Origin of the sequence: Kitasatospora sp. NPDC017646 (assembly GCF_044329365.1) — a bacterium.
Lineage (GTDB): Bacteria > Actinomycetota > Actinomycetes > Streptomycetales > Streptomycetaceae > Kitasatospora.
Map to the genome: position 1 here is coordinate 14219 of NZ_JBIRJC010000026.1, position 22770 is coordinate 36988.

The 22770-nt window shown below is 75.3% G+C and carries 21 protein-coding genes and 1 pseudogene; 13 read left to right on the forward strand and 9 right to left on the reverse strand.

What is annotated here, in order from left to right; all coding sequences use genetic code 11:
• Positions 1 to 3: 3 nt before the first annotated feature.
• From ACH4J0_RS30450 to ACH4J0_RS30465, 4 genes are all read right to left on the reverse strand, one after another.
• Complete coding sequence (locus ACH4J0_RS30450) at positions 4 to 924, reverse strand: SAM-dependent methyltransferase (RefSeq protein ID WP_396243884.1); 921 nt, start codon at positions 922 to 924, stop codon at positions 4 to 6.
• A 148-nt stretch (positions 925 to 1072) separates the two neighbouring features.
• On the reverse strand, positions 1073 to 1828 hold the full coding sequence (locus ACH4J0_RS30455) for an FAD:protein FMN transferase (RefSeq protein WP_396243886.1): 756 nt from the start codon (positions 1826 to 1828) through the stop codon (positions 1073 to 1075).
• Positions 1829 to 1859: 31 nt separating this feature from the next.
• The gene (locus ACH4J0_RS30460; RefSeq protein ID WP_396243888.1) at positions 1860 to 2366 is read right to left on the reverse strand and encodes an FMN-binding protein; all 507 of its coding nucleotides are present in this window, start codon (positions 2364 to 2366) and stop codon (positions 1860 to 1862) included.
• A 56-nt stretch (positions 2367 to 2422) separates the two neighbouring features.
• Positions 2423 to 3790, reverse strand: coding sequence for a ferric reductase-like transmembrane domain-containing protein (locus ACH4J0_RS30465; RefSeq protein WP_396243890.1), 1368 nt, complete (start codon positions 3788 to 3790; stop codon positions 2423 to 2425).
• A 232-nt stretch (positions 3791 to 4022) separates the two neighbouring features.
• Between ACH4J0_RS30465 and ACH4J0_RS30470 the strand changes: the two genes are divergently transcribed.
• Complete coding sequence (locus tag ACH4J0_RS30470; protein ID WP_396243891.1) at positions 4023 to 4751, forward strand: response regulator transcription factor; 729 nt, start codon at positions 4023 to 4025, stop codon at positions 4749 to 4751.
• Positions 4752 to 4804: 53 nt separating this feature from the next.
• The gene (locus ACH4J0_RS30475) at positions 4805 to 6253 is read left to right on the forward strand and encodes a sensor histidine kinase (RefSeq protein ID WP_396243999.1); all 1449 of its coding nucleotides are present in this window, start codon (positions 4805 to 4807) and stop codon (positions 6251 to 6253) included.
• Between the two features lie 13 nt (positions 6254 to 6266).
• Here ACH4J0_RS30475 and ACH4J0_RS30480 read toward each other — a convergent pair whose 3' ends face one another.
• Positions 6267 to 7268: a GlxA family transcriptional regulator gene (locus ACH4J0_RS30480; protein ID WP_396243892.1), complete on the reverse strand. Its 1002-nt coding sequence runs from the start codon at positions 7266 to 7268 to the stop codon at positions 6267 to 6269.
• A gap of 147 nt (positions 7269 to 7415) precedes the next feature.
• Between ACH4J0_RS30480 and ACH4J0_RS30485 the strand changes: the two genes are divergently transcribed.
• Positions 7416 to 8006: an isochorismatase family protein gene (locus tag ACH4J0_RS30485; RefSeq protein WP_396243894.1), complete on the forward strand. Its 591-nt coding sequence runs from the start codon at positions 7416 to 7418 to the stop codon at positions 8004 to 8006.
• A 173-nt stretch (positions 8007 to 8179) separates the two neighbouring features.
• Positions 8180 to 9196: an ArsR/SmtB family transcription factor gene (locus ACH4J0_RS30490; RefSeq protein WP_396243896.1), complete on the forward strand. Its 1017-nt coding sequence runs from the start codon at positions 8180 to 8182 to the stop codon at positions 9194 to 9196.
• Between the two features lie 242 nt (positions 9197 to 9438).
• On the opposite strand, the gene ACH4J0_RS30495 is transcribed toward ACH4J0_RS30490, so the two are convergent.
• On the reverse strand, positions 9439 to 10224 hold the full coding sequence (locus tag ACH4J0_RS30495; RefSeq protein WP_396243898.1) for a serine aminopeptidase domain-containing protein: 786 nt from the start codon (positions 10222 to 10224) through the stop codon (positions 9439 to 9441).
• A 232-nt stretch (positions 10225 to 10456) separates the two neighbouring features.
• Between ACH4J0_RS30495 and ACH4J0_RS30500 the strand changes: the two genes are divergently transcribed.
• Positions 10457 to 11281, forward strand: a complete 825-nt coding sequence (locus tag ACH4J0_RS30500; RefSeq protein ID WP_396243900.1) for a hypothetical protein — start codon at positions 10457 to 10459, stop codon at positions 11279 to 11281.
• A 12-nt stretch (positions 11282 to 11293) separates the two neighbouring features.
• On the opposite strand, the gene ACH4J0_RS30505 is transcribed toward ACH4J0_RS30500, so the two are convergent.
• On the reverse strand, positions 11294 to 11647 hold the full coding sequence (locus tag ACH4J0_RS30505) for a DUF6401 family natural product biosynthesis protein (protein WP_396243901.1): 354 nt from the start codon (positions 11645 to 11647) through the stop codon (positions 11294 to 11296).
• A gap of 142 nt (positions 11648 to 11789) precedes the next feature.
• Here ACH4J0_RS30505 and ACH4J0_RS30510 point away from each other — a divergent pair, with 142 nt between their 5' ends.
• From ACH4J0_RS30510 to ACH4J0_RS30530, 5 genes are all read left to right on the forward strand, one after another.
• The gene (locus ACH4J0_RS30510; RefSeq protein ID WP_396243903.1) at positions 11790 to 12716 is read left to right on the forward strand and encodes an LLM class F420-dependent oxidoreductase; all 927 of its coding nucleotides are present in this window, start codon (positions 11790 to 11792) and stop codon (positions 12714 to 12716) included.
• Between the two features lie 133 nt (positions 12717 to 12849).
• A complete protein-coding gene (locus tag ACH4J0_RS30515) occupies positions 12850 to 13458 on the forward strand; it encodes an AAA family ATPase (protein ID WP_396243906.1) in 609 nt (202 codons plus the stop codon).
• Between the two features lie 97 nt (positions 13459 to 13555).
• Entirely contained in the window at positions 13556 to 14533 is a 978-nt protein-coding gene (locus tag ACH4J0_RS30520; protein ID WP_396243909.1) for a zinc metalloprotease, read from the forward strand.
• Between the two features lie 151 nt (positions 14534 to 14684).
• Complete coding sequence (locus ACH4J0_RS30525) at positions 14685 to 15146, forward strand: universal stress protein (protein WP_396243910.1); 462 nt, start codon at positions 14685 to 14687, stop codon at positions 15144 to 15146.
• Positions 15147 to 15198: 52 nt separating this feature from the next.
• On the forward strand, positions 15199 to 16005 hold the full coding sequence (locus ACH4J0_RS30530; RefSeq protein WP_396243911.1) for a DNA-formamidopyrimidine glycosylase family protein: 807 nt from the start codon (positions 15199 to 15201) through the stop codon (positions 16003 to 16005).
• 43 nt (positions 16006 to 16048) lie between these two features.
• Here the strand turns inward: ACH4J0_RS30530 and ACH4J0_RS30535 are convergent, their stop codons facing one another.
• Entirely contained in the window at positions 16049 to 16684 is a 636-nt protein-coding gene (locus ACH4J0_RS30535; protein WP_396243913.1) for a uridine kinase, read from the reverse strand.
• Between the two features lie 47 nt (positions 16685 to 16731).
• The gene (locus ACH4J0_RS30540) at positions 16732 to 18033 is read right to left on the reverse strand and encodes a PQQ-binding-like beta-propeller repeat protein (RefSeq protein ID WP_396243915.1); all 1302 of its coding nucleotides are present in this window, start codon (positions 18031 to 18033) and stop codon (positions 16732 to 16734) included.
• Positions 18034 to 18179: 146 nt separating this feature from the next.
• Here ACH4J0_RS30540 and ACH4J0_RS30545 point away from each other — a divergent pair.
• The 3 genes and pseudogenes from ACH4J0_RS30545 to ACH4J0_RS30555 form a co-directional block, all read left to right on the forward strand.
• A pseudogene (locus ACH4J0_RS30545) lies at positions 18180 to 18337 on the forward strand (Uma2 family endonuclease); the annotation flags it as partial.
• A 126-nt stretch (positions 18338 to 18463) separates the two neighbouring features.
• Positions 18464 to 21058: a SpoIIE family protein phosphatase gene (locus ACH4J0_RS30550; protein ID WP_396243916.1), complete on the forward strand. Its 2595-nt coding sequence runs from the start codon at positions 18464 to 18466 to the stop codon at positions 21056 to 21058.
• 45 nt (positions 21059 to 21103) lie between these two features.
• A complete protein-coding gene (locus ACH4J0_RS30555; protein ID WP_396244001.1) occupies positions 21104 to 22762 on the forward strand; it encodes a sensor histidine kinase in 1659 nt (552 codons plus the stop codon).
• Positions 22763 to 22770 lie beyond the last annotated feature (8 nt).

Sequence of the window (22770 nt, forward strand, 5' to 3'; positions counted from 1 at the left end):
GCCTCAGGGCCGGACGGCGAAGACCCAGCGGTTGGCCGCGAGGGCGTCGTCCGGTTCGGGGAGCGGGCCGCGGCCGTAGTGGCGGGTGAACTCGAACGGTGTGTGGACGGTGGTGGACCAGCCCCGTGCGGTGAGGTCGGCGGGGGTGTCGGGGCGGGGGGCGGCGTCGAGGAGGGCGGGCAGGTCGATGCCGGTCCGTTCGCGGGTCGCCGTGTGGACCGGGCGGTCGCGGACCACCGCGGAGTCGGGGCCGAGCCCGGCCTCGTAGGCCAGGTTGGAGCCGCGCGCGCTGAACCGGTCGACGACGGCGAAGAGTTCGCGTTCGGCCGTGCCCGGCAGATGGAGCAGCAGGCCGTCGGCGAGCCAGGCGGTCGGGTGCTCCGGGCGGAACCCGGCGGCGGTCAGCGCTCCGGCCCAGTCGGCGCGGAGGTCGGCCTCGACGGTCACCCGGCGCGCGGTGCGGTGCTCACCGGTTCGGGTGCCGAGCCCGTCCAGCACGCGTTGCTTGAACGCGAACACCTCGGGCCGGTCGACCTCGTAGAGGGTGCAGTCGCCCGGCCAGTCCAGTCGGAACGCCCGGGCGTCCAGCCCGGCCCCGAGCAGGACGACCTGCCGGGCGCCGAGTTGGACGGCCCGCAGCAGCTGGTCGTCGAACGCCCGTGTCCGCAGGGCGAAGTAGCGGCCGAGCCGCCCCCACAGCGGATCGGCCTCGCCGTCGGGGACGTCGTGGGGGCGGACGGGCCAGTGCGCGGTGCCGGGGGCGGCGCGCACGAAGTGCTCGGCGTAGTGGTCCCGGACGAGGGCGTCGGGGCGGTGGGTCTCGATCGCCCGGGCGGCGGCGACCAGCAGGGTGGTGCGCTCCACGCCCCCGGTCACGCCGAGGTTCTCCGCCGCGCCGAGGTTCTCCGTCACGCCGACACTCATGCGCCGCTCCTGCCGCTGGGGGACGGGCGGTCCGTGCCCGATCGGTTCCCCACTATCCGTCACCGTGCGGAGAACGGCGCGACATGATCGCCGGAGTTCACCCGATGAGGTGAACTCGTCGTCGCAGTAGCAAAGTTGGTGCGGCAGGTCAGTATGCGGTGGCCGGCTGCCAGTCGGCCGGCCCGGAGGGCGGGAGGTGGCCTGGCAGGCCGGCCGTCCAGCGTTTGGGACCGTGCGGCAGCACGGCGAGGGCCTCCACCCCCGGCTGCCGGGCCGCCCAGGCCAGCGCACGGTCGGGGCCCATGGCGAAGGCGGCGGTCGCCCAGGCGTCGGTGCGGGCGATGCCGGTGCCCGGCGCGCCGACCAGGGTGAGCGAGGCCAGGCCGTCGGCCGGGCGGCCGGTGTGGGGGTCGAGGATGTGGGCGCCGCGTTCGGCGGTGCCGGAGGTGGCCACGGCGAGGTCGCTGCCGGCCAGTACGGCGGCGAGCAGGCCGGGCCGTCCGGGGTGGGCGATGCCGATCCGCCACGGTCCGCCGGAGGTCTGCACGTCGCCGCCGCCGTTGACGCAGAAGTGCCGGGCGCCGGCGGCGCGCAGCAACCGGGCGGCCTCCTCGATCGCCCAGCCCTTGACCCAGCCGCTGGGGTCGAGCCGGCCGCCGGGCCGTTCGGTGAAGTAGCCGTCGGTCTCGGCCGTCACCTCGCGGCAGGCGGCGAGGACCGTGCGGACCTCGGGGTCGCAGTCCTCCAGGGCGAGTTCGCCGCGGCCGAGCCGGCTGATGTCGCTGTCCGGCCGGTAGGTGGAGAACACCGCGTCGATGCGGTGCAGCCGTTGGACGATCCGGCGCACTGCCTCGGCGGTGCCCGGACCGGGGTCGCGGACGGCGATCGAGAAGACGGTGCCCATCACTGGCTCGGCGTGCCGCAGCACCGGGGCCTCAGCCCTTGGCCCGGTCGAGGGCGCTCTGCAGCGAGCGGATGTAGCCGTCGCTGGTGTAGGTGGCGCCGCTGACCGCGTCGATCTGGGCGTTCTGCGCGGAGATCGCCTCCTGGTTGAGCACGGGCAGGGCGTCGGCGTTGATCTCGCGGTCCCGGCGGTCCTGGGTCGGGTACTTGACCACGTCGACGGTGGTGATCCGGCTGCCGGCGAGGGTGACCTGCACCTGCACCGGGCCATACCGGGTGTTCACGGTGTCTCCGCTGACCTTCCGGGTGGCGCCGCCACCGGAGGCGGGCGCGGGGGTGGGAGAGGCGGAGGTGTCAGCGGCGCCGGTGGTCCCGGAGCCGCTCCCGGACCCGGACCCGGAGCTGGACCCGGCTCCCGCTCCCGACCCCGCACCCGAGCTGATCACCGGCGCGGAGCCGGTCGCCTCGTGCGGTTTGAGCGAGAGCAGCAGCACCACCCCGGCAGCGGTGGCGGCACTGGTGACGACGGCTCGGCGCATGGCAGGACAACTCCTCCGGAACGGGTACTACGCGTACGTGCACGGGTGGGACAGGTTCAGAAGACGAAGGACTCACGGTGGATGCGCCCCGCCCGCACCCCGGCCGCCCGCAGCGCGCGCACGGCCTCCTCGGAGACGGCCTCGGGCCCGCACAGGTACACCTCGTGCTCGGCCAGGCCCGGCACCAGCCGCGCGAGCGCCGCGCCCAGGTCCCCGACCTGCTCCCGCGAGCCGAGCAGCTCGTGCACCACCGCGCCGCGCTGCCGGGCGACCTCGGCCAGCTCGGTCCGGAACAGCACGTCCTCCGCGCGCCGGGCCCGCTGCACCAGCGTGACCTCGCCCGGCAGCGTCTCGAACAGCGCCCGCAGCGGCGTGATCCCCACACCCACCCCGAGCAGCAGCACCCGGCGCTGCCGCTGCTGCCGCCCGGTGAACGCCCCGTACGGCCCCTCGGCCCGCACCCGGGTGCCCGGCCGCAGCGCGGCGACGGCGGCGCTGTGCCCGCCGAGGTCCTTGACGGTGAAGCGGAGGAAGTCCGGGTGCGGCGGCGCGGACAGCGAGTACGGGTTGGCGGCCCAGCGCAGCCCGGGCGCCTGGAACTGGAGCCGGAAGAACTGGCCCGGCTCGGCGCGGAGCTCGTCCAGCCGGCGGCCGGACAGGAACAGCGACACCACGCCGGGGCCCTCCGGCCGCACCTCGGCCACCCGAAGGCCGTGCCGTCGGTCGAGCAGCCACGGCCGCAGCAGCCGGAACCAGCCGAGCAGCGCCGCCGTGCCGAAGTACAGCGCGTACCAGGCGGCCTGGCCGGGACCGCCGCCGAGGTCGGCGCCGGTGGCCAGCTGGTGGGCGAAGGCGAGCGCCACCGCGAGGTAGGTGGCCAGGTGCAGGTAGTACCAGGTCTCGTAGGAGAGCCGGCGGCGTGCCGCCCGGGCGGAGACCAGGCCGGTGCCGAGCATCAGCAGGGTGCCCAGGGAGGCCTTGAGCATCTCGGGGTAGTGGAAGACGATCTCCACGCCCTCGCCGACCAGCCCGCGCCCGTCGGTGAGCGCGTAGCCCCAGATGACGGTCAGCACGTGCACCGAGACCAGGGCGACCAGCCAGCGTCCGCCGTACGCGTGCCAGCGGGCCAGCCGGTCGGCGCCGACCCCGCGCTCCACCGCCGGGAGCCGGGCCATCAGCAGGAGCAGCACCGGCGCGGCGTACCCGGCGAGCAGCCCGGTGATCCGCCCGGCGCCGGTCAGCCACCCGGCCGCGCCCACCACGGAGGCGGTGTTCAGCCACCACAGCCCGAGCACGCCGAGCGCGCCGGCCGCGATCAGGCCGAGCGCCGCGTTCGGGGGCAGGGCGAGCGGCGGGCGCGCCGCCGCCCGGTGGCGCGGGGCGGCGGACGTCTGCCGGGACTTCGGTGCGGTGGCAGTGGTCATCGGGGAACCTCCTCAACTCCCGGCGGCGGCGCGGCCCCGCCGGGGCGGTCCACGATCGCACCGCAAGCTCTGAGTCACCTCTGAGGAAGGCCGGCCAGGTACCCTTCTGGAGCATCATCACCGCAGGTCAGCGTTAATGTACGGGTCTACGAACCAGCTCCGGCGATCTCACGGCTTTCTCATCGGGGCAGGCCAGAATGAGCGTCGGCCACCGCCGAACCGAGGGAGCACCATGGACGACACCGCAGGCCGTCCGGACGACCGCGCGGACTGGCGCGTCCTGGTCGTCGACGACGAACCCGACCTGGTGGAGGTGGTCTGCGGCGCGGTCCGCTACGAGGGCTGGCAGGCGCGCGGCGCGACCACCGGACTGGAGGCCGTCCGGGAGGCGGCGCACTGGCGCCCGCACGCCGTGGTGCTGGACGTGATGCTGCCCGATCTCGACGGCCTGGAGGTGCTGCGCCGGGTGCACGCCGAGCAGCCCGAGGTACGGGTGCTCTTCCTGACCGCCCGGGACGCCGTCGAGGAGCGGATCGCGGGCATCGCGGCGGGCGGCGACGACTACGTGACCAAGCCGTTCAGCCTGGCGGAGGTGGTGGTCCGGCTGCGCGGGCTGCTGCGCCGGGCCGCCCCGCCGGCCGAGCCGGACCGGCCGCCCGCACACGCCCTGGTGCTCGGTGACCTCGTCCTCGACGACCGGGCCCGCGAGGTGACCCGCGACGGCGAGACCATCGAGCTCAGCCCGACCGAGTACGCGCTGCTCGCCCACCTGATGCGCCACCCCCGGCAGGTGCTCAGCAAGGCGCAGATCCTGGAGGCGGTCTGGTCGTACGACTTCGGCGGGCAGGCGCACATCGTGGAGCTGTACATCAGCTACCTGCGCAAGAAGCTGGACGCCGGCCGCAGCCCGATGATCCACACCGTGCGCGGCGCGGGCTACCTGATCAAGGCCGCGCCGTGAGCCGTACGGGGAGCGGCGCCGCCAGCCGGGGGGTGAGCCGTGCCGTGAACCTGCTGAAGAGGCTGTCTCCCCGCACCCTGCGCGCCCGCCTGATCGCCGGCCTGCTGGTGCTGCTGGTGGTCACCTGCGCCGCCGTCGGCTTCGCGACCGCCGCCGCCCTGCGCCACTTCCTGGTCGACCGGCTCGACCAGCAGCTCGCCGAGACCGGCGGCCGCTACGCCGCCAGCCTGGAGCACACCGGTGCGGGCGCCGGCCCGGACACCCGGGCCCAGACCCCCGGCACCCTGGGCGTACGGCTGCTGGGCGGCCGGGTGACCGCCGCCGGGGTGGTCGACGGGGACGCCGACGACGCGAACAGCCCCGACGACGAGGACGACCGGGTCTCCTTCCCGCCCGACCGGCAGCGCGCCCTGGCGGCCCTGCCGGTCGGAGGCCCGGCCCGCACCGTCGACCTCGGCGGCGCGCTGGGCCACTACCGGGTCCGGGCGGTGGCCGGGCGGGACGGCGACGTGCTGGTCAGCGGGCTGCCGGTGCGGCCCGCCGAGGAGACGGTGGAGCGGCTGGAGACCCTGGAGCTGACCGTCTTCGCGATCGCCGTCACCGTGGCCGGCGCCGCCGGGGCGGCCTGGGTCGGCTTCTCGCTGCGCCCGCTGCGGCGGGTGGTGGTCATGGCCGAGCGGGTGAGCGCCCTGCCGCTGGCCAGCGGTGAGGTGATGCTCGCCGAACGGGTGCCGGACGACGATCCGCGCACCGAGGTCGGCCGGGTCGGCGCGGCGCTCAACCGGATGCTCGGCCACGTCGGCGACGCGCTGGCCCGCCGCCACGCGGTGGAGGAGCGGCTGCGCGGTTTCGCCGCCGACGCCAGCCACGAACTGCGCACCCCCGTGGCGGCCGTCCGCGGCCACGCCGAGCTGGCGCTGCGCCACCCCGGGCCGGTGCCCGGCGAGGTGCGGCACTCGCTGGAGCGGATCGACGCCGAGGCGCTGCGGATGGGCGCGATCGTCGAGGACCTGCTGCTGCTCGCCCGGCTGGACGCCGGGCGCCCGCTGGCCGAGGACGAGGTGGACCTCACCCGGATCGTGCTGGGCGCCGTGGCCGACGCCCGGGCGGCCGGCCCGGACCACCGCTGGCGCCTGGTACTGCCGGAGGAACCGGTGCTGGTGCGCGGGGACGAGCACCGGCTGAGCCAGGTGGTGGCCAACCTGCTGGCCAACGCCCGCACCCACACCCCGGCCGGTACGGCGGTCGAGCTGCGCCTCGCACTCGCCTCCGGACGGGTGGAGTTGAGCGTCACCGACGAGGGGCCCGGGATTCCGGCGGAGCTGCTGGAGCGGGTCTTCGAGCGGTTCGTCCGGGGGGACCGCGCCCGCTCCCGGGCCACGGGCTCGACCGGGCTGGGGCTGGCCATCGTACGGGCCGTGGTGCAGGCGCACGGCGGCACGGTGGAGGCTGCCAGCCGGCCCGGCCGTACGTCGTTCACCGTCCGGCTGGCGGGGGCGTGAGGCCGTACGTCGTTCACCGTCCGGTCGGCGGGGCCGTGACCGTGCGGAAGCGACGGCGGTAGTCGGTCGGCGTGGTGTCCAGGCGGCGGCGGAAGGCGCGCACCAGGGTGTCCGTGGTGCCGAACCCGCAGGCGGTGGCGATGCGTTCGAGGGTGTCGTCGCCGGACTCCAGCCGGTGGCGGGCGAGTTCGACCCGGGCCGACTCGACGTAGGCGCTCGGGGTGGTGCCCAGCTCGGTCTTGAAGATCCGCACCAACTGACGTTCGCTGACGTGCGCGTGGGCCGCGAGGTCCGGCACGGTGAGCCGTCCGGAGAGGTTGCGCAGGATGTGGTGGCGCAACTCCTCGATCCGCCGGGTGGTGGAGACTGGCGCCAGCGGGACACTGAACTGGCTCTGGCCGCTGGGGCGTTTGAGGTACATCACCAGCTGCCGGGCCACCCGCAGGGCGAGTTCCTCGCCGAAGTCCTCGGCCACCAGCGCGAGCGAGAGGTCCAGGCAGGCGCTGATGCCCGCGCCCGTCCACACCTCGCCGTCGCGGATGAAGATGGGGTCGGCGTCCACCTCGATCTGCGGGTGTTCGGCGGCGAGTTGGGCCGCGGTCGACCAGTGGGTGGTGGCCCGCTTGCCGTCCAGCAGTCCGGCGGCCGCCAGCAGGTGGGCACCGACGCAGACGGAGGCGATCCGGCGGGCGCGGGCGGCCAGGGTGCGGACGTGGTCGACCACGTCCGGGTCGGTCAGCGCCTGGACCCGTCCGCCGTCGACCTCCACGGCCCCGGGTACCAGCAGGGTGTCGATGCCGCCCGCGGCCGCCGCCTGGTCGAAGGTGAGGTCGGGCAGGATCCGCACCCCGGCGGCGGTGGTGACCGGCTCGGTGGTCGCGGCGGCCAGCACCACCCGGTAGCCGGTCGCGCCGGCGCTCTCCCGCTGGACCAGCGAGAACACCTCCGGCGGCCCGGTGACGTCCAGCAGGTCGACGCCCTCGAACAGGACGATGACGATCAGCCGCTTCCCCATGTACTGCCCCTCCATGTCGGAATCTGCATGTTAGACGGCATTGCCGCCATGCCGAGCCCGCTCGTAGCGTTCTTCGCAGAGGCAGGCCGCGCCGGGCGTGACCTGCGAACAGCCTCCATCCCTCCGCACGACGAAGGCGGTACAGCCATGCCCACGACCACCCTGCGGGCCCTCAACGGCCTCGACGACGAGCCGGCCGTGCTCGGCGCCGCGACCCTGGTCCTGATCGACTACCAGAACACCTACACCCGCGGCGTCATGGAGCTGACCGGCTGGCGCGAGGCACTCGACGCGGCCGCCGCGCTGCTCGCCCGGGCCCGGGCGGCCGGCGCCACCGTGATCCACGTCATCAACGACGGCGGCCCTGGCACCCCGTACGACGTCCGCGCCGAGATCGGGCAGATCCATCCGAACGTCGCTCCCGTCGAGGGGGAGCCGGTGGTCGTCAAGCAGGCCCCGGACGCCTTCGTCGGCACCGGCCTCGGCGAGCTGGTGGACGCGGCCGGTCACCGGGACGTCGTGATCGCCGGGTTCATGACCCACATGTGCGTCGCCTTCACCACCGCCGGCGCCTTCCTTCGGGGCAACCGCCCCACCGTCGTCTCCGACGCCTGCGCGACCCGCCCGCTGCGGTCCGGCGCCGCGGAGCTGACCGCCGCCCAGGTCCATCGCGGCGCCCTCGCCACCATCGGGGACCTCTACGGGGTGGTGGTGGAGTCGGCAGCCGGTCTCGGCTGATCCCGACCGTACGCCGGAGCGCCACCGGGCCCGCTCCCGGGGCGGGTCCGGTCCGTCACCCGGGCCCGCCGCCGGTCCGACGAGTCTCGTCGTGCCCAGCCCGCTCCGCCATGGATTCGGTTCTCGCCGAACGGTCTTGCGGACCGGGCGTCCGCGGGGTGACGATCGCGTCCGTGCTGCGAATCTTCTTCGGTACGGACGACCTGGACCGCATCCGGGTCGCGGAGCGCCCCGACATGTCGATGGAGCTGTCCCTCAGCGTCCACGCCCTGGTCAGCGGCCGCTGCGATCCGCGCTTCGAGATCTGGCGCAACCGGCTGCGGGCGTGCTGGAACCCGCGCACCGCGCTGCTCTTCGACCTCTACACGCCCTCGGCGATCCCCGAGTTCCTGACCGTCCGCCGGGACCCGGGCGCCACCGAGAGCGCCACCGCCGGAGCCCCCGAGGAGCCGCTCCGCGACCACCTGCGATCCGTGGGCGGGGAACGGCAGTTGAGCGCCTTCGCCCGCGGCGTGGCGGCGGGGGACCGGCGGGCCAGGAAGCTGCTCGGCAACGTCACCGCCGACTACCAGACCCGCGCGATCGACCCCTACCGGCGGCAGATCGAGACGATCGTCACCACCGAGCACGGCCGCCGCCGGCGGATCACCGAACCGGAGCAGGTCCTCGGCTCGCTGCACCCGGCCGTGTCCTGGCACCGCCCGGTGCTCAGCTTCCCGCTCGCCAACGGCTGCCGGCACGACGTCCGGCTGGACGGCCGCGGACTCCTGCTCCAGCCCTGTGTGTTCGGCCCCCGCCGCCCCGTCATCGCCCGCTTCGAGGACCCGCGCCAGCAGCCCGTCCTCCTCTACCCGGCGAGGATCAGCGGTCCCTTGCAGCCCGAGCCCGAACCCACCCCCAGCCGCACCCTCACCGCCCTGCTCGGCCAGACCCGCGCCGCCGCCCTGGAGGCCATCGCCACCCACGGCCCCTGCTCCACCAAGGAGCTGGCCTCCCTCCTCGACATCTCCACCGCCTCGGCCAGCGAACACGCCACCGTCCTCGCCGACTCCGGCCTCACCACCAAGGACCGCACCGGCCGCACCGTCACCCACCGCCCCACCCCCCTCGGCCAAGCCCTCCTCGCCGGCCACCTCCCCACCCCACCCGTCGAACCACACCCCCGCACCGTGGGGGCCCTCCCCGGGTAGCTCCTGAGCGTCGGAGCTCCCGCGGGGGGCATCCGCCCGGACGCGCGCGCGGACGCGGGCGCGAACCGCCCGAACCGCCCGAACGGCCCGAGTACGTCCCGTTCCGGGCCGCCCCGGGCGCCCGCCTCCGCGGCCTGAATCCGACGGAATCCGCGGGGACGGACCCCGCCTCCTGATCGCCGCGCGCGCGGCGCCCGTCTCGAGCTCGGGCGCCCTCTCCGGTGCGGGCCCCGTCCAGCGCCTCAGACGGGGGTTCCCCGGGTGGGAGCGGGGCGGGGTTGGCGGGGGAGGGGAAGGGTGAGGGCTTCGGGGGAGGCGGATGGGAGGGCGAGGGCGGAGGCGGTTTCGGCGGGGAAGGGGTGGAGGCCGAGGAGGGCGGTGGTGAGGCGGGTGGTGGCACGGTGCCAGTCGGGGATGCGCTGGAGCATGGCGTGGCCGCTGCCGGTGACGGTGTAGCCGCAGACGCGGGCGCCGGCGGCGCGGCTGCGGGCGGCGAAGGCGACGGTGTCGGCGGGTGGTGTGACGGTGTCGCGGTCGCCGTGCAGGAGCAGGAGGTCGCGGCCGGCGAGGTGGTCGCAGGGGTCCTCGGCGGGGCACCAGGGGGCGAGGGCGACCAGGCCGGTGACGGCAGGGTGGCCGCCGGCCCGCAGGGCGGCGCGGCCGCCCATGGAGTGGCCGACCAGGACGGTCGGCACCGGGCCGAGGGTCGCGGCGAGTTCGTCGAGTGCGGCGAGGGCGTCCCGGGCGGCGTCGGCGCGGGCGCCGTTCCAGCCGCGGTGGCGGTAGCGGACGGTGCCGAGGGCGGTACCGGTGCCCGCCGTCGCCCTGGTCAGCGCGCGAAGGAAGCCGTGCATGCGCAGCAGTGGGAGGTTGAGCGGGCGGGGCCGGGCGAGGTTGTGCTCCTCGCCGCCGTGGAGGACGAGGACGGCGGCCCGGGCCGCCGAGGGGCGCACCCGCCAGTGCAGCGCGGCGTGCGCGGTCGGGCCCGTACTGCTTCCGATCACCTCTGCACCGTCCAGCTCCGTCACCCGCGATCCGCGACCCATGACCCGCGACCCATGACGCGCGCCCCATGGGACCCGGGCCGCCACCGCGCTCGGCCCGGACCGCCACTGTACGCGGGCGTACGGCCGGGGTGTTCACCCGAGGGAACCATCCCGGCCGACCGGGCGCGCGCGGGAGGCGCGGAGTGCTGCTATTCACGAAGGGTGGGGGGTAGACCGCGCCGTTCTGGCGCCGTGTCACCGAGTGGAGGACTCCGTGGCTCAGCAGCTCGCACTCTCCGTCGACTTCGGGTCGGGTTTCACCCAGGCCTGGTCCAAGATCGCCAGGGTCGTTCCGCAGTTCATCGCCTTCCTGGTGATCCTGGCCATCGGCTGGATCGTGGCCAAGGCGATCGCCGGGGTCCTGGACCGGGTGCTGCGTCGGCTCGGGTCCGAGCGGGTCGCCGTGCGGGCCGGGATGGCCCGTTACCTCAGCGGTTCGAAGTACGACATGACCGGCATCGTCTGCAAGATCGTCTACTACGCGATCCTGCTGATGGCCCTGCAGTTGGCGTTCGGCGTCTTCGGCCCCAACCCGATCAGCGTGATGATCCACGGCATCGTCGCCTGGCTGCCCAGGGCCATCGTGGCGGTCGCGATCGTGGTGGTGGCGATGGCCATCGCCAACGCCGTGCGCGACATCGTCGGCAGCGCGCTCTCCGGCACCTCGTACGGCCGCACCGTCGCGACGGTGACCTGGGGGTTCATCGTGGCGCTCGGCGTGATCGCGGCGCTCGGTCAGGGCGGGATCGCGACCGCGATCACGGGTCCGGTGCTGATCGCCGCGCTCGCCACCATCGCGGGTGTGCTGGTGGTCGGCGTCGGCGGCGGCCTGATCATGCCGATGCGCCGGCGCTGGGACCGGTGGCTGGACAACGCCGAGCAGGAGACCGCCAGGCTGCGCGGCAGCTCCTACCAGGCCGGCCGCTCCGACGCGCTGGCCAACCAGCCGGCCCGCCCGACCACCCAGACCGGACCGACCACCCAGACCGGACCGGGCTACCCGCCGGCCCCGGGCACCGACCCCGGCCCGGACCGCTGACGGCCCGGGCCCTCAGGCCTCCAGCAGGCCCTGCTCGCGCACCAGCCAACAGATCGCGGTCAGCCGGATGACGGCGTAGTCGTAGCCGACCGGCTCCCGCCAGCCGATCTCGGCGAGCGCGTCCAGGAAGCCCAGCGCGTAGTCCGACAGTTCCTCACGGTCCAGGGGCCGGGGCGCGAGCTCCGGCCCCTGCGCGTACAGCAGTTCGCGCAGCATCGCCGCGTGCTGGTCGACCGCCGCGACGAAACCGGGCTCGAAGGCGAACTCGGCCAGCCGGGGCGTGAAGGCGGCCACGATGCCGGGCAGCGGGCAGCCGGCCGGCTCGTCGGGGGAGCGCCGGTAGGACTCGTCGGGGGTCGCGAACATCCGTCCACGGTAGGCGAGCCGCCGAGCGGGCAGGCCGGGCCGTGACGGTTCCGTGCTGAGACCTTGGCCACCTTCGGGACGTTCCGTGGCATGGCCGGTTCCCTGCGTTCCCGATCGGGTGGTCCGTACCAGAATGGTCCGCATGGATCTTCGCATCTTCACCGAGCCCCAGCAGGGCGCGAGCTACGACACCCTCCTGAGGGTGGCCCGCACCGCCGAGCAGCTCGAGGTCTTCAGCGCCTTCTTCCGTTCCGACCACTACCTGAAGATGGGTGACGTCGACGGCCTGCCCGGCCCCACCGACGCCTGGATCACTTTGGCCGGCCTCGCCCGCGACACCAGCACCATCCGCCTCGGCACCCTGATGACCGCCGGCACCTTCCGGCTGCCCGGCGTCACCGCGATCCAGGTCGCCCAGGTCGACGCGATGAGCGGCGGCCGGGTCGAGTTCGGCCTCGGCGCCGGCTGGTACGAGGCCGAACACACCGCCTACGGCATCCCCTTCCCCAAGGAGAAGTTCGGGCGGCTGGAGGAGCAGCTGGAGATCATCACCGGGCTGTGGCGGACCAAGCTCGGCGACACCTTCGACTTCGCCGGGAAGTACTACACGCTCACCGACTCGCCCGCGCTGCCCAAGCCCGTCCAGGAGCGCATCCCGGTGCTGGTCGGCGGCCTCGGCCCGAAGCGCACCCCGGCGCTGGCCGCCCGCTTCGCCGACGAGTTCAACCTGCCGTTCGCCTCGGTGGACGACACCGCCGCCCAGTTCGGCCGGGTCCGGGCCGCCGTCGAGCAGGCCGGCCGCTCGGCCGACGAGCTGGTGTACTCCAACGCCCTGGTGCTCTGCGTCGGCCGGGACGACGCGGAGGTGGCCCGCCGCGCCGCCGCGATCGGCCGCGAGGTGGCTGAGCTGAAGGAGAACGGCCTGGCCGGCACCCCGGACGAGGTCGTGGAGAAGATCGGCCGGTACGCGGCGGTCGGCAGCCGGCGGCTCTACCTCCAGGTGCTGGACCTGGGCGACCTCGACCACCTGGAGCTGGTGGCCTCCCGCGTCGCCCCGCAGCTGGGCTAGGTCCCGAAGCCCTCCGCACCGCCCTGACCACGGGTCTTTACTCACCCTTGGGAATGCGCCATGCTCCAGGGACGGGAACAACGGGGGAGGGCCGGTGACGGGCGTACGAACATCGCGGGCGGCGGTGCCACGGGTGCCGCCGCCCCGCGGTACGGACGGTCGGGCGGTCCGGGCCGGGGTGCACGAGCTGCGCGGCGCCGGCCCCGCCGTCCTGCACTACCCCGCCGGTGACCTCCTGGTCGTCACCGGACTTCCCGGCAGCGGCAAGAGCACCCTGATGCGCCGCTGCGTCCGCGCCCCGCTGGTCGACTCCCAGCTGGTCCGCGAGGAGTACGCGGCCCGGCTGCCCGGCCGCCTCCCGTACGCGCTCTACCGCCCGCTCGCCCGGCTCGCCCACTACCGGCGGCTGCGCCGGGCCGTCCTGGACGGCGGTCCGCTCGCGGTGCACGACTGCGGCACGCTGCCCTTCGTCCGGGCCTGGGTCACCCGCGCCGCCGAACGGCAGGGCCGCGGGGTGCACCTGCTGCTGCTCGACGCCGACCCGGCCGAGGCCCGGGCCGGCCAGCTGCGGCGCGGGCGGCGGGTCTCGCGCTACGCCTTCGCCCGGCATCGGGGCGCGGCCGCCCGGCTGCGACGGCTGCTGCTCGGGGCGGGGCGGCCGCCCGCCGGCTTTGCGTCGGCCGTGGTACTCGACCGGTGTGCCGCGCGTGCCCTGCGGGAGATCGACTTCTCGGCGTCGTAGCCTCGTGCGGGTCCGCGCCGGGCGCCGGTCGCCCGTGGGCGGCGGGCGGGCCCGATGAGCGGGCGGATCCCCGTCGACTCCCCCGTCAGGAGCGCTGATGCGCCGTACTGTCCGGGTGCGCTCGCGCGCCCCCCGTCTGTTCCCCTGCGCCGCCGCGCTGGTCGCCGCGGCCGGTCTGAGCCAGTTCGCGGCGCCGGCCCCGCACCGGGCGGTGGCGACGGCCGTCTGCGAGGGCGCCGACGCCGCGGCCCGCAAAGCGGCCGGCAGCCGGGCGGGCGGGGACCCGAACGCCGTGAGCGCCGACGAGGCCCGTGCGATGCAGGCGGACCTGGCCGACCGGCTCGCCGGGCTCGGCTCCGCCCACATCCCGCTGGCCGCCGCCCCGACCGGCATCCCGGTGTACGTCCACGTGATCCACTCCGGGAACGCCGGACGGCTGGACAAGGGCGTCGTCGCCGCCCAGATCGACCACCTGAACGCCACCTACGGGGGCCAGGGCGAGGGCAACACGCCCACCCCCTTCCACTTCGAGCTGGCCGGCGCCGACTGGACCGACAACGCCGCCTGGTACACCGGCATGACGCCCGGCTCCGCCGCCGAGCGGGCGATGAAGAGCGCCCTGCGCAAGGGCGACCAGGGCACCCTCAACCTCTACACCGCCCACCTCGGACAGGCACTGCTCGGCTGGTCGACCTTCCCCGACGCCTACCGCTCCCACCCGACCGACGACGGCGTGGTCATCCTGGACGACTCGCTGCCCGGCGGCCCGGCCACCCACTACGACAAGGGGAACACCGCCACCCACGAGATCGGCCACTGGCTCGGCCTCTTCCACACCTTCCAGGGCAGCTGCCTGCCCCCGGGCGACTACGTGGACGACACCCCGCCCGAGCGCACCCCCGCCTACGGCTGCCCCGAGGGCCGCCACAGCTGCCCGGGCGGCAGGCTCGACCCGATCCACAACTTCATGGACTACAGCTACGACGCCTGCATGACCCGGTTCACCCCGGGCCAGATCGAGCGGATGTCCAACTCCTGGGCCGCCTACCGCAGTCGAGTCGACCGCAGGCGTTGAGGAAGAGCCGCGGCCCACCTCCTCCGCAGGTCGGTCGCCAGTCCGGGAGGGCGGAGCGCCGTAGACGGCGCGGCAATTGCCGGCCGTTTGTCCGATTTGATCTATGTTTGGCAGGTTGGGACCGAGCAGGAGCAACCGAAGGAGACACGGCATGAGCGACAACCCCCGGATCGTCGTCGGTGTGGACGGCTCACCCGCCTCTGAGCAGGCGCTGCGCTGGGCGGTCGACTACGCCAAGGCCGTCGGCGGGACCATCGACGCGATCGCCGCCTGGGAGTACCCGGCCTTCTACGGCTGGGGCGGGACGGCCGTGCCGGCCGACGTCTACAACCCGGAGGAACTCGCCGGAAAGACCCTCACCGAGAGCGTCGCCAAGGTCGTCGGCGAGGACGCCGGCGTGACGATCAGGGAGGGCGTGCTGCCCGGCAACGCGGCGGGCGCCCTGCTGCAGGCCGCCAAGGGCGCCGCGCTGCTGGTCGTCGGCAGCCGCGGCCGCGGCGGCTTCTCCGGTCTGCTGCTGGGCTCGGTCAGCCGCCACGTCACCGAGCACGCGCCCTGCCCGGTCGTCGTGGTGCGCGAGGAGTACGTCGAGGGCGGCGCCCACTCCCTGTAGCGCCACCGGGGGCGGCGCCGCGCCGGGCCGCCGCGCGGACCAGAATGGAGTCATGCCAGAAGGTGACTCCATCTACCGCGCGGCGGCCCGGCTGCACGACGCCCTCGCCGGACAGCTGCTGACCAGCGCCGAACTGCGGGTGCCCGCGCATGCGACCGCGGCGCTCGCCGGGTGCCGGGTGCTGGAGGTCCGCCCGCGCGGCAAACACCTGCTCACCCGCCTCGAAGGCAGCCTCACCCTGCACACCCACCTGCGGATGGACGGCCGCTGGGAGGTCTACCGGCCCGGCGAGCGCTGGAGCGGCGGCCCCGCCTGGCAGATCCGCGCCCTCCTCGGCACCGAGCATGCCACCGCCGTCGGCTACCGGCTCCCGGTCGTCGAGCTGCTGCGCACCGCCGACGAACAGCGGGCCGTCGGGCACCTCGGCCCCGACCTGCTCGGTCCCGACTGGGACCCGGTCGAGGCCGTCCGCCGCCTCCTCGCCCGCCCTGCCCGGCCCCTCGTCGAGGCCCTGCTCGACCAGCGCAACCTGGCCGGCATCGGCAACGTCTACGCCAACGAGCTGTGCTTCGTGGCCGGGGTGACGCCGTGGACCGAGGTCGGCGAAGTCCCGCACCCCGACCGGCTGGTGGAGCGCGCCCGGCAGATGCTGGAGGCCAACAAGCTGCGCCCCGGCCACATCACCACCGGCGACACCCGGCCCGGCTACCGGCACTGGGTCTACGGCCGGGCCGGACGGCCCTGCCCGCGCTGCGTCACGCCCGTCCTGACCGGGCGCCAGGGCGACGCCCCGCGCGACCGGGCGGTGTTCTGGTGCCCGTACTGCCAGCGCGGCCCGGCCCCGGCGGGTAGTGCCTGACCGGCGGATCCCCTTGCCCGGTCCGACGGATCCCGGCCGGGCCCTACGGTCGCTCGACCAGGGCGGGGTGCCGTGGGTCGTCCACCCGGACGATGACGTCGGCGGCCTCGCCCGGCCCGGTCTCCGCCTCGTAGCGGGCGAAGGCGGGCAGCGTCCACTGCTGGTCGGCCGGGGTGCGGCGGGCCAGCGCGGCCGGGGTGAGCGCCAGATGGACGGTCAGCTCCAGCGGCAACCAGCGGCCGAGCAGCAGTGCGCCGTCCAGCAACAGCACTCCCCCCGGCGGGAGTCGGACGTACGGGGCGCGGGTCGATCGGTCGGTGGCCGGGTCGCGCAGCGAGGGCAGCACCCGGCCGCTGCCACCCGGCTCCAGCGGGTCGAGCACCTCGCGTAGCAGGGCGCCGTCGTCCAGCCAGAGGTCGTGGAAGGCGTCCGTGTCGTGGTGCCCGTACTCCAGACGGATCGAGGCCGGGCGCAGGAAGTCCGCCGCCGACACCCGCAGCGCGGGGCGGCCGCGCAGCCGCAGCGGCTCCACCAGGGCGTCGGCGAGCAGGTCGGGCCGGGCGGCCGCGGCGCCGTCCACGGCGATCCGCAGCCACCGTTCGCCGGCGCCGGGCAGTGCGGTGATCCGGTCGGCGAGCAGCTCGGCCAGCTTGTCGGGGGAGATCGGGCGTACCTGCACCAGGCCATCCTGCCGTTCGTCGGGCCGCCGGGGGGAGTCGGGTCGGTTCACGTCAGCGTGAGGGCGTGCAGGACCTCGTCGTGGCCGGCGTAGAGCCGGCCCCCGCCGGAGGCGAGGCTCCAGACGTCCCGGCCGGGGCCGGAGTCGCGGAAGGTCCACCCCAGGACGCCGGTCGCGGCGTAGATCGCGCTGACTCCGCCCGCCGCCGGGCCCGGGACGTACAGCGTGCCCTCCTGGAGCAGTGGACGGCTGCGGCGGTCCAGCAGGAACGGCAGCTGGCAGGACCAGAGCACCCGGCCGTTGCCCGTGTCGAGGCAGGTGACGACGCCGTCGTCGCGGGGGACGAACACCCGGGCGGCGTCCGGGACGGGCGGCAGCGCGCGCCAGGACTCGCCCCGGGCGGGGGAGTGGGTCCAGAGCGGCTTTCCGTCGGCGTCCAGCAGGCACACGCCGCCGTCGCCGTACGGGACGAGGAAGTTCCGTCCGGCGGCCGTGCACCAGCTCAGGTCCCCGCCGGCCGGGGTGGACCACACCTCCCGGCCGGTGGCGGCGTCCCGGACCACCAGCTCGGGGCCGGTGCCGAGGGACCGCACGCAGGCCAGCTGGTTCCCGCCGTACCCGGGGGCGGGGGCGACCGGCCGCTCCTGTTGGTCGACCGCGACCGACCACAGAAGGGTCCGCTCCTCCAGCCGCACGGCGAAGAGCCGGCTGCTCGGCACGGCGCTGTCCGCGCGGGGCCAGCCCAGGACGCAGCCGTAGAGGACGCCGGCGCCCACGGCGTTGAGCTGGAGCTGGCCCTGGAGGTCGTCGGGCAGCGGCAGGCTCCAGTCGGCGGTGGGGTCGGTGAGGTGGTGGGCGTCCAGGTGGCCCTTGGAGGCGGCGGTGTAGAGGTAGTCGCGCTGGACCGCGACGTTTCCGACGGGGCGTTGGAGGTCGCTCGGCCAGTCCCTGGGCGGTGGCGGGTCGAAGCTCAGCAGCCGCTTCGGGCCCCCGTCGGCCGGGTCGAGGACCTGGAGGCCGGCCTTCGACAGGGACACCGGCCTGTCCGGCGGCACGATCAGCCGTTCCGGGGTCGTCGCCTCCGGCCCCCGGTACGTCCACAGCGGCGTCGGTCCCGAGACGGCGGTCGGCGGCGGCTCCGGTGCCGGCCCCTCGCCCTGTGAGGCGGTGACCGCCCACGCCGCGCCGCCCAGGGCCAGCACCCCGGCCCCGGTCAGCAACCCGCGCCTGCTCAGCCGGGGACCGCCGTCACCCCCGCCGATCACGTCCCCGGGCACCTCGCCGGGGTCGCCGGCCTCCCCGTCCCACTGCCACGAAGCCTCCTGCGCGGCCCCCTCGGACGACTTCATGCAGCCCTCGCTCCCACCCCCGGGCGGCCTCGGCGCCGCCGCTCGCCCGGAGGATATCGAACGGTCCCCGAACCATCCGGAGTCCTGGCGGCGGAGTACTGCGCTGCGGCGCAGCGAAGGAGGACGGGCCGCGCAGGAGCCCGTGGATGAACGGTGTGACGGCCGAGCAGTACGACGGCTGGGCCGCGGAACAGTGCGCGGGGGCGGAGATCGTCGACGGGACGGTGGTGGTCGGTCCGAGCGACTCGATTCCCCCAACCGGCTCGCACGACTCCTGGCGAACGCCCTGGACCTCCCGGGCGGCGAAGGCCGTGGTGCCGTACCCGGTGGTGGTCGACCCCACCGAGCTGTAGGGCGTGCGTGGGGCGGGCGGCCCGGGGCGGCCGGGGCTCGCCTTGACACCGTTCTGGGGCGGACGTAGCAAGGGAACATGCGCCATCCGCAGGCGGCCGGCGGGGCCGCCGAGCCGGTCCGTGGGGCGGATCCGGAGACGGTTCCGGAACCGGTCCTGGAGACAGCTCCGGAACCGGTGCCGGAGGCGCTCCCGGAGGCGGTGCACGAGCGGGACGCGTTGCTGGCGAAGGCCGTGCGGCGGGTGCTGGGGTCGACCGGGGCGTACGGGGCGATGGTGTACCTGCGGTCGCGGGACCGGCGGTCGCTGGTGCTGTGCACCATCGCGGGGGTGCCGCCGTCGATCATGAGCCCGTTCCGCCGGGTCGCGGCCGCCGGGCCGCTGCCGGTCGCGGTGTGCTTCCGGACCGGCCGGAGCGTCACGCTGGCCGACCCCGAGGACACCATGCGGCGCTTCCCGCAGCTCGCGGTCGGACTGCCGTACGACTTCGTCTCGGCCTGTGTGCCGGTGGAGCACGGCGGGGAGCGGTTCGGGGTGCTGAGCGTGATGTGGCCGGCCTCGGACGACGGGGTTCCGGCCCATGAGGGCGGGCAGCTGGCGCCGATCGCCTCCCGGCTGGGCGCCGGGCTGGCCGAGCTGGCGTCGGCCGGGCAGTCGGCGGAGCCGGGCCAGGACGCCGCGGTGGTGGAGCTGCCGCCGCCGTCCGTGCCGACCACCCGGGTCGGACTGTTCGACTGGAACGTGGCTACCGGGTCGCTGGCCGCGGACGGGCAGTTCCGGGCGATCTTCGGCTTCGCGCCCGGCGAGTTCGACGGCACGGTGGGCTGTCTGACCGGGCGGATCGCCCCCGGGGACGTACCGGAGTTCCGGGCCGCCGCCCGGACCGCCCTGGAGCGCGGCGAGGTGCTGGCCGCCCGGGTGCGGGTGCTCGGCCCGGCCGGGCGGCCGTACCCGGTGGAGCTGTGGGCGTGGGTGCCCGGTGCGGTCTCCGACGGCGGGACCCACCTGGTCGGTGCCGTCCTGGACGTGAGCACGCTGACCGCCGCCGCGGCCGCCGTGGAGCGGCTGCGCGAGGGCGTCTTCTCGCTCGACCCGGACGGCCTGGTCGGCTACGTCAACCGGGCCGCCGAACCGCTGCTGCGGGCGACCCGGGAGGAGTTGGTCGGCCACCACCCGTGGGAGGTGCTGCCCTGGCTCGCCGATCCCTTCTACGAGAACCGCTACCGCGCCGCCCTGCTCTCCCAGCAGCCCACCACCTTCCTGGCCGCCCGCCCGCCGGACGGCTGGCTCGCCTTCTCGCTCTTCCCCGACGCACACGGCGTCACCGGCCGGGTGGTCGCCGCCGACTCCCCGCCGGGCGCGACCGCGCCACCGACCGCCCCGGCGCCCGCGGTCGGGCACGGTCCCGACACGGGCGGCGTGGGCAGCACCCACCACCTGCTCCAACTGGCCAGCGCGCTCACCGAGGCCGTCACCGTGCGCGACGTGTGCCGGGCGGTGGCCGAGGAGATCCTCCCGGCGTTCGGAGGTCAGGAGCTCGCCATCTACGGGGTGCACGAGCAGCGGCTGCACCTGATCTCGCAGTCCGGCTACCCGGACGGCTTCCTGGACGGCTTCGAGGGCACCCCGATCGACGCCCGCGTCCCCGGCGCCGAGACGCTCAGCACCGGCACCCCGATCTTCTTCGAGTCGGTGCGCGAACTCGCCGCCGCCTACCCCGGCCTCGCCCTGGACGAGATGCGGGCCTGGGCGTTCCTGCCGCTGATCGCCTCCGGCCGCGCGGTCGGCAGCTGCATCATCGGCTTCGACCGGGCGCACCCCTTCACCCTGGAGGAGCGCGGCCTGCTCACCGGTCTCGGCGGCTTCATCGCCCAGGCGCTGGAGCGCGCCCGGCTGTACGACGCGGAGTTCGCGCTGGCCCGTGGCCTCCAGCAGGCCCTGCTGCCGCACCGGCTGCCGCAGGTGCCCGGCCTGCGGATCGCCGCCCGCTACCTGCCCGGCACCCAGGGGATGGAGATCGGCGGCGACTGGTACGACGCGATCGTCACCGGCGCCGACCTGACGCTGGTGATCGGCGACGTCGAGGGCCACAGCGTGGCCGCGGCGGCGGCGATGGGCCAGCTGCGCAGCGCCGTCCGCGCCTTCGCCAGCGGCGGCGAGCCGCCCGACCGGGTGCTCGCCCGTACCAACCGGCTGCTGCTGGACCTCGACCCGGGGCTGCTCGCCAGTTGCTGCCTGGTCCGCCTCACCCCGGCGGACGGCACGGTGCGTCTCGGCCGGGCCGGGCACCTGCCGCCGGTGCTGCGCCACCCGGACGGGCGGGCCGAGGCGCTGTACGTCCCGGGCGGGCCGTTGCTCGGCGTGGACGACCGGGCCGCCTACCCGGTCAGCGAACTGCGGCTGCGGCCCGGCTCGCTGCTCGTCCTCTACACCGACGGGCTGGTGGAGGATCCGGCGCTGGCGATCGACCAGGGCGTGGACCGGCTGCGGGCCGCGCTGGCGTACGGCCGGGCGGCGGAGGAACTGGAGGAGCTGGCCGAGCGGCTGCTGCGCGAGGTCGGCTCGACCGGACGGGTGGACGACGTGGCACTGTTGATCACGGCCTTCGAGGGCGGCGCCGGCCGGGCCCGCGGACCGGCGACTTTCGTCGGCGCGGACGGCGACGAAGGGTGACCGCGGGCGCGGTGGCCGGCCGGTTAGCCTCGACGGGTGGAAGCGATGGCACGGGCCTGGTCGAAGGCGGTACGGACGGCGCTGCCGGGGCCCTGGCGGCCCCGGCGGGTGGTGGGCGAGGCCGTGCTGGCCGTCCTGACGGGCGTGGTCGCCGGACTGCTGGAGCTGGTGGCCCGCACCGATCTGGCGGTGCCGTTCGGGCTCGCGGTCGCCGTGCTGTGGGTGCTGCGGAAGGGTTTTCCGGCCACCGTGCTGGTGCTGACCGGGGCGATCGCGGGCTGGTCGATCGGACCGATACTGCTGCTGGCGGGCGCGGGCTGGGCGGCCGGGGCGCGGATCAGCCGGGTGTGGCGGCTGGTCGGCGCCTTCGTGCTGAGCTACCTGATGTTCTCCACGTTCGGGATGCTCACGGACGGGGCGGCGGCTTCTTCCAAGCTGATCATCGGACTGTCGCTCGGCATCTTCCTGGTGTTCGCGGTCCTTCCCGCGTTGTACAGCCGCTACCGCGCGCAGCGGCGCGCCCTGCTGGACGCGCTGCAGGAGCGCAACGACCAGCTGGTGCGCGAGCGGGCGATGGTGGTCCACCAGGCGCGGCTGCGCGAGCGGCACCGGATCGCCCAGGACATGCACGACAGTCTGGGCCACCAGCTCGCCCTGATCTCCGTGCACTCGGGCGCGCTGGAGGTGGACCGCACCCTCACCGACCGGCAGCGCGACGCGGTCGGGGTGCTGCGGCAGGCGGCCGTCACCGCGATGCGCGAACTGCGCGAGGTGGTGGGGGTGCTGCACGACGAGTCGACGGCGCTGCCGCCGACGGTCGGGGCGCCGGGTGCGGCGCCGGCCCGCGGCGGGGTGGACGGGGTCGCGGAGCTGGTGGGGTCCTCCCGGACGGCCGGGGCCGAGGTGGCGTTCACCACCGAGGGCGAGCCGTGCCCGCTGGCGGCCGCGGTCGACCACGCGGCGTACCGGATCGTGCAGGAGGCGCTCACCAACGCGCACAAGCACGCCCCCGGCGCGCCGATCGCGGTCGCGCTCCGCTACGAGCCGGACGCGCTGGTGGTGGAGGTCACCAACCCCCGCGCGCCGGCGCTCGTGGGCGCGTACGCCGGCGCTGGCCCGGTGGTGAGCGGCGGACAGGGGCTGACCGGGCTGCGGGAGCGCGCCCGGTTGGTCGGCGGCATGGTGCACGCCGGGCCCACGCCCGAGCAGGGCTTCCGGCTGGCGGCCGTCCTCCCGTACGAGGGGGCGGAGGCCGACGGCGCCGCCGCCCCGGCGGGGGAGGAGGACTGGGACTTCGGTGGCCTGCCGGCGGACGACGGCACGGAGGGCCGCCGGCGGCGTCCGGCGCTCGGCTGCGCGGCCGGGGTGGGCGCGGTCACGCTGGTCGTGGCCGGTCTGGTGGCCTGGGGCGTGACGGCCTTCGTCCGGGGCGCCGGCGACTCGACGGTGCGGCAGTCGGTCTACGACGAGATCCAGCCGGGCCAGTCGCGGGCCGAGGTGTTGCGCCGGCTGCCGCCCGGCAACGACTTCTTCACCGCCGACTACCAGGACGCCGGGCCGCCCCGGCCGGAGGGCTCGCACTGCCGCTGGTACTCGCTGGCGAAGGGTGGGTCCGGCGACTCCTGGTCGGACAACCACGTGGCGCGGTTCTGCTTCCAGGACGGGGCGCTGGTGGAGAAGGTGGAGTACGTCACCAAGGACTGACCCCGTGC

Excerpts from the sequence above, each read along its gene's own strand:
- ACH4J0_RS30450 (WP_396243884.1), bottom strand. The coding sequence starts at position 924 with ATGAGTGTCGGCGTGACGGAGAACCTCGGCGCGGCGGAGAACCTCGGC.
- ACH4J0_RS30455 (WP_396243886.1), bottom strand. The coding sequence starts at position 1,828 with ATGGGCACCGTCTTCTCGATCGCCGTCCGCGACCCCGGTCCGGGCACC.
- ACH4J0_RS30460 (WP_396243888.1), bottom strand. The coding sequence starts at position 2,366 with ATGCGCCGAGCCGTCGTCACCAGTGCCGCCACCGCTGCCGGGGTGGTG.
- ACH4J0_RS30465 (WP_396243890.1), bottom strand. The coding sequence starts at position 3,790 with ATGACCACTGCCACCGCACCGAAGTCCCGGCAGACGTCCGCCGCCCCG.
- ACH4J0_RS30470 (WP_396243891.1), top strand. The coding sequence starts at position 4,023 with ATGGACGACACCGCAGGCCGTCCGGACGACCGCGCGGACTGGCGCGTC.
- ACH4J0_RS30480 (WP_396243892.1), bottom strand. The coding sequence starts at position 7,268 with ATGGGGAAGCGGCTGATCGTCATCGTCCTGTTCGAGGGCGTCGACCTG.
- ACH4J0_RS30485 (WP_396243894.1), top strand. The coding sequence starts at position 7,416 with ATGCCCACGACCACCCTGCGGGCCCTCAACGGCCTCGACGACGAGCCG.
- ACH4J0_RS30505 (WP_396243901.1), bottom strand. The coding sequence starts at position 11,647 with ATGTTCGCGACCCCCGACGAGTCCTACCGGCGCTCCCCCGACGAGCCG.
- ACH4J0_RS30510 (WP_396243903.1), top strand. The coding sequence starts at position 11,790 with ATGGATCTTCGCATCTTCACCGAGCCCCAGCAGGGCGCGAGCTACGAC.
- ACH4J0_RS30520 (WP_396243909.1), top strand. The coding sequence starts at position 13,556 with ATGCGCCGTACTGTCCGGGTGCGCTCGCGCGCCCCCCGTCTGTTCCCC.
- ACH4J0_RS30525 (WP_396243910.1), top strand. The coding sequence starts at position 14,685 with ATGAGCGACAACCCCCGGATCGTCGTCGGTGTGGACGGCTCACCCGCC.
- ACH4J0_RS30530 (WP_396243911.1), top strand. The coding sequence starts at position 15,199 with ATGCCAGAAGGTGACTCCATCTACCGCGCGGCGGCCCGGCTGCACGAC.
- ACH4J0_RS30540 (WP_396243915.1), bottom strand. The coding sequence starts at position 18,033 with ATGAAGTCGTCCGAGGGGGCCGCGCAGGAGGCTTCGTGGCAGTGGGAC.
- ACH4J0_RS30550 (WP_396243916.1), top strand. The coding sequence starts at position 18,464 with ATGCGCCATCCGCAGGCGGCCGGCGGGGCCGCCGAGCCGGTCCGTGGG.
- ACH4J0_RS30555 (WP_396244001.1), top strand. The coding sequence starts at position 21,104 with ATGGCACGGGCCTGGTCGAAGGCGGTACGGACGGCGCTGCCGGGGCCC.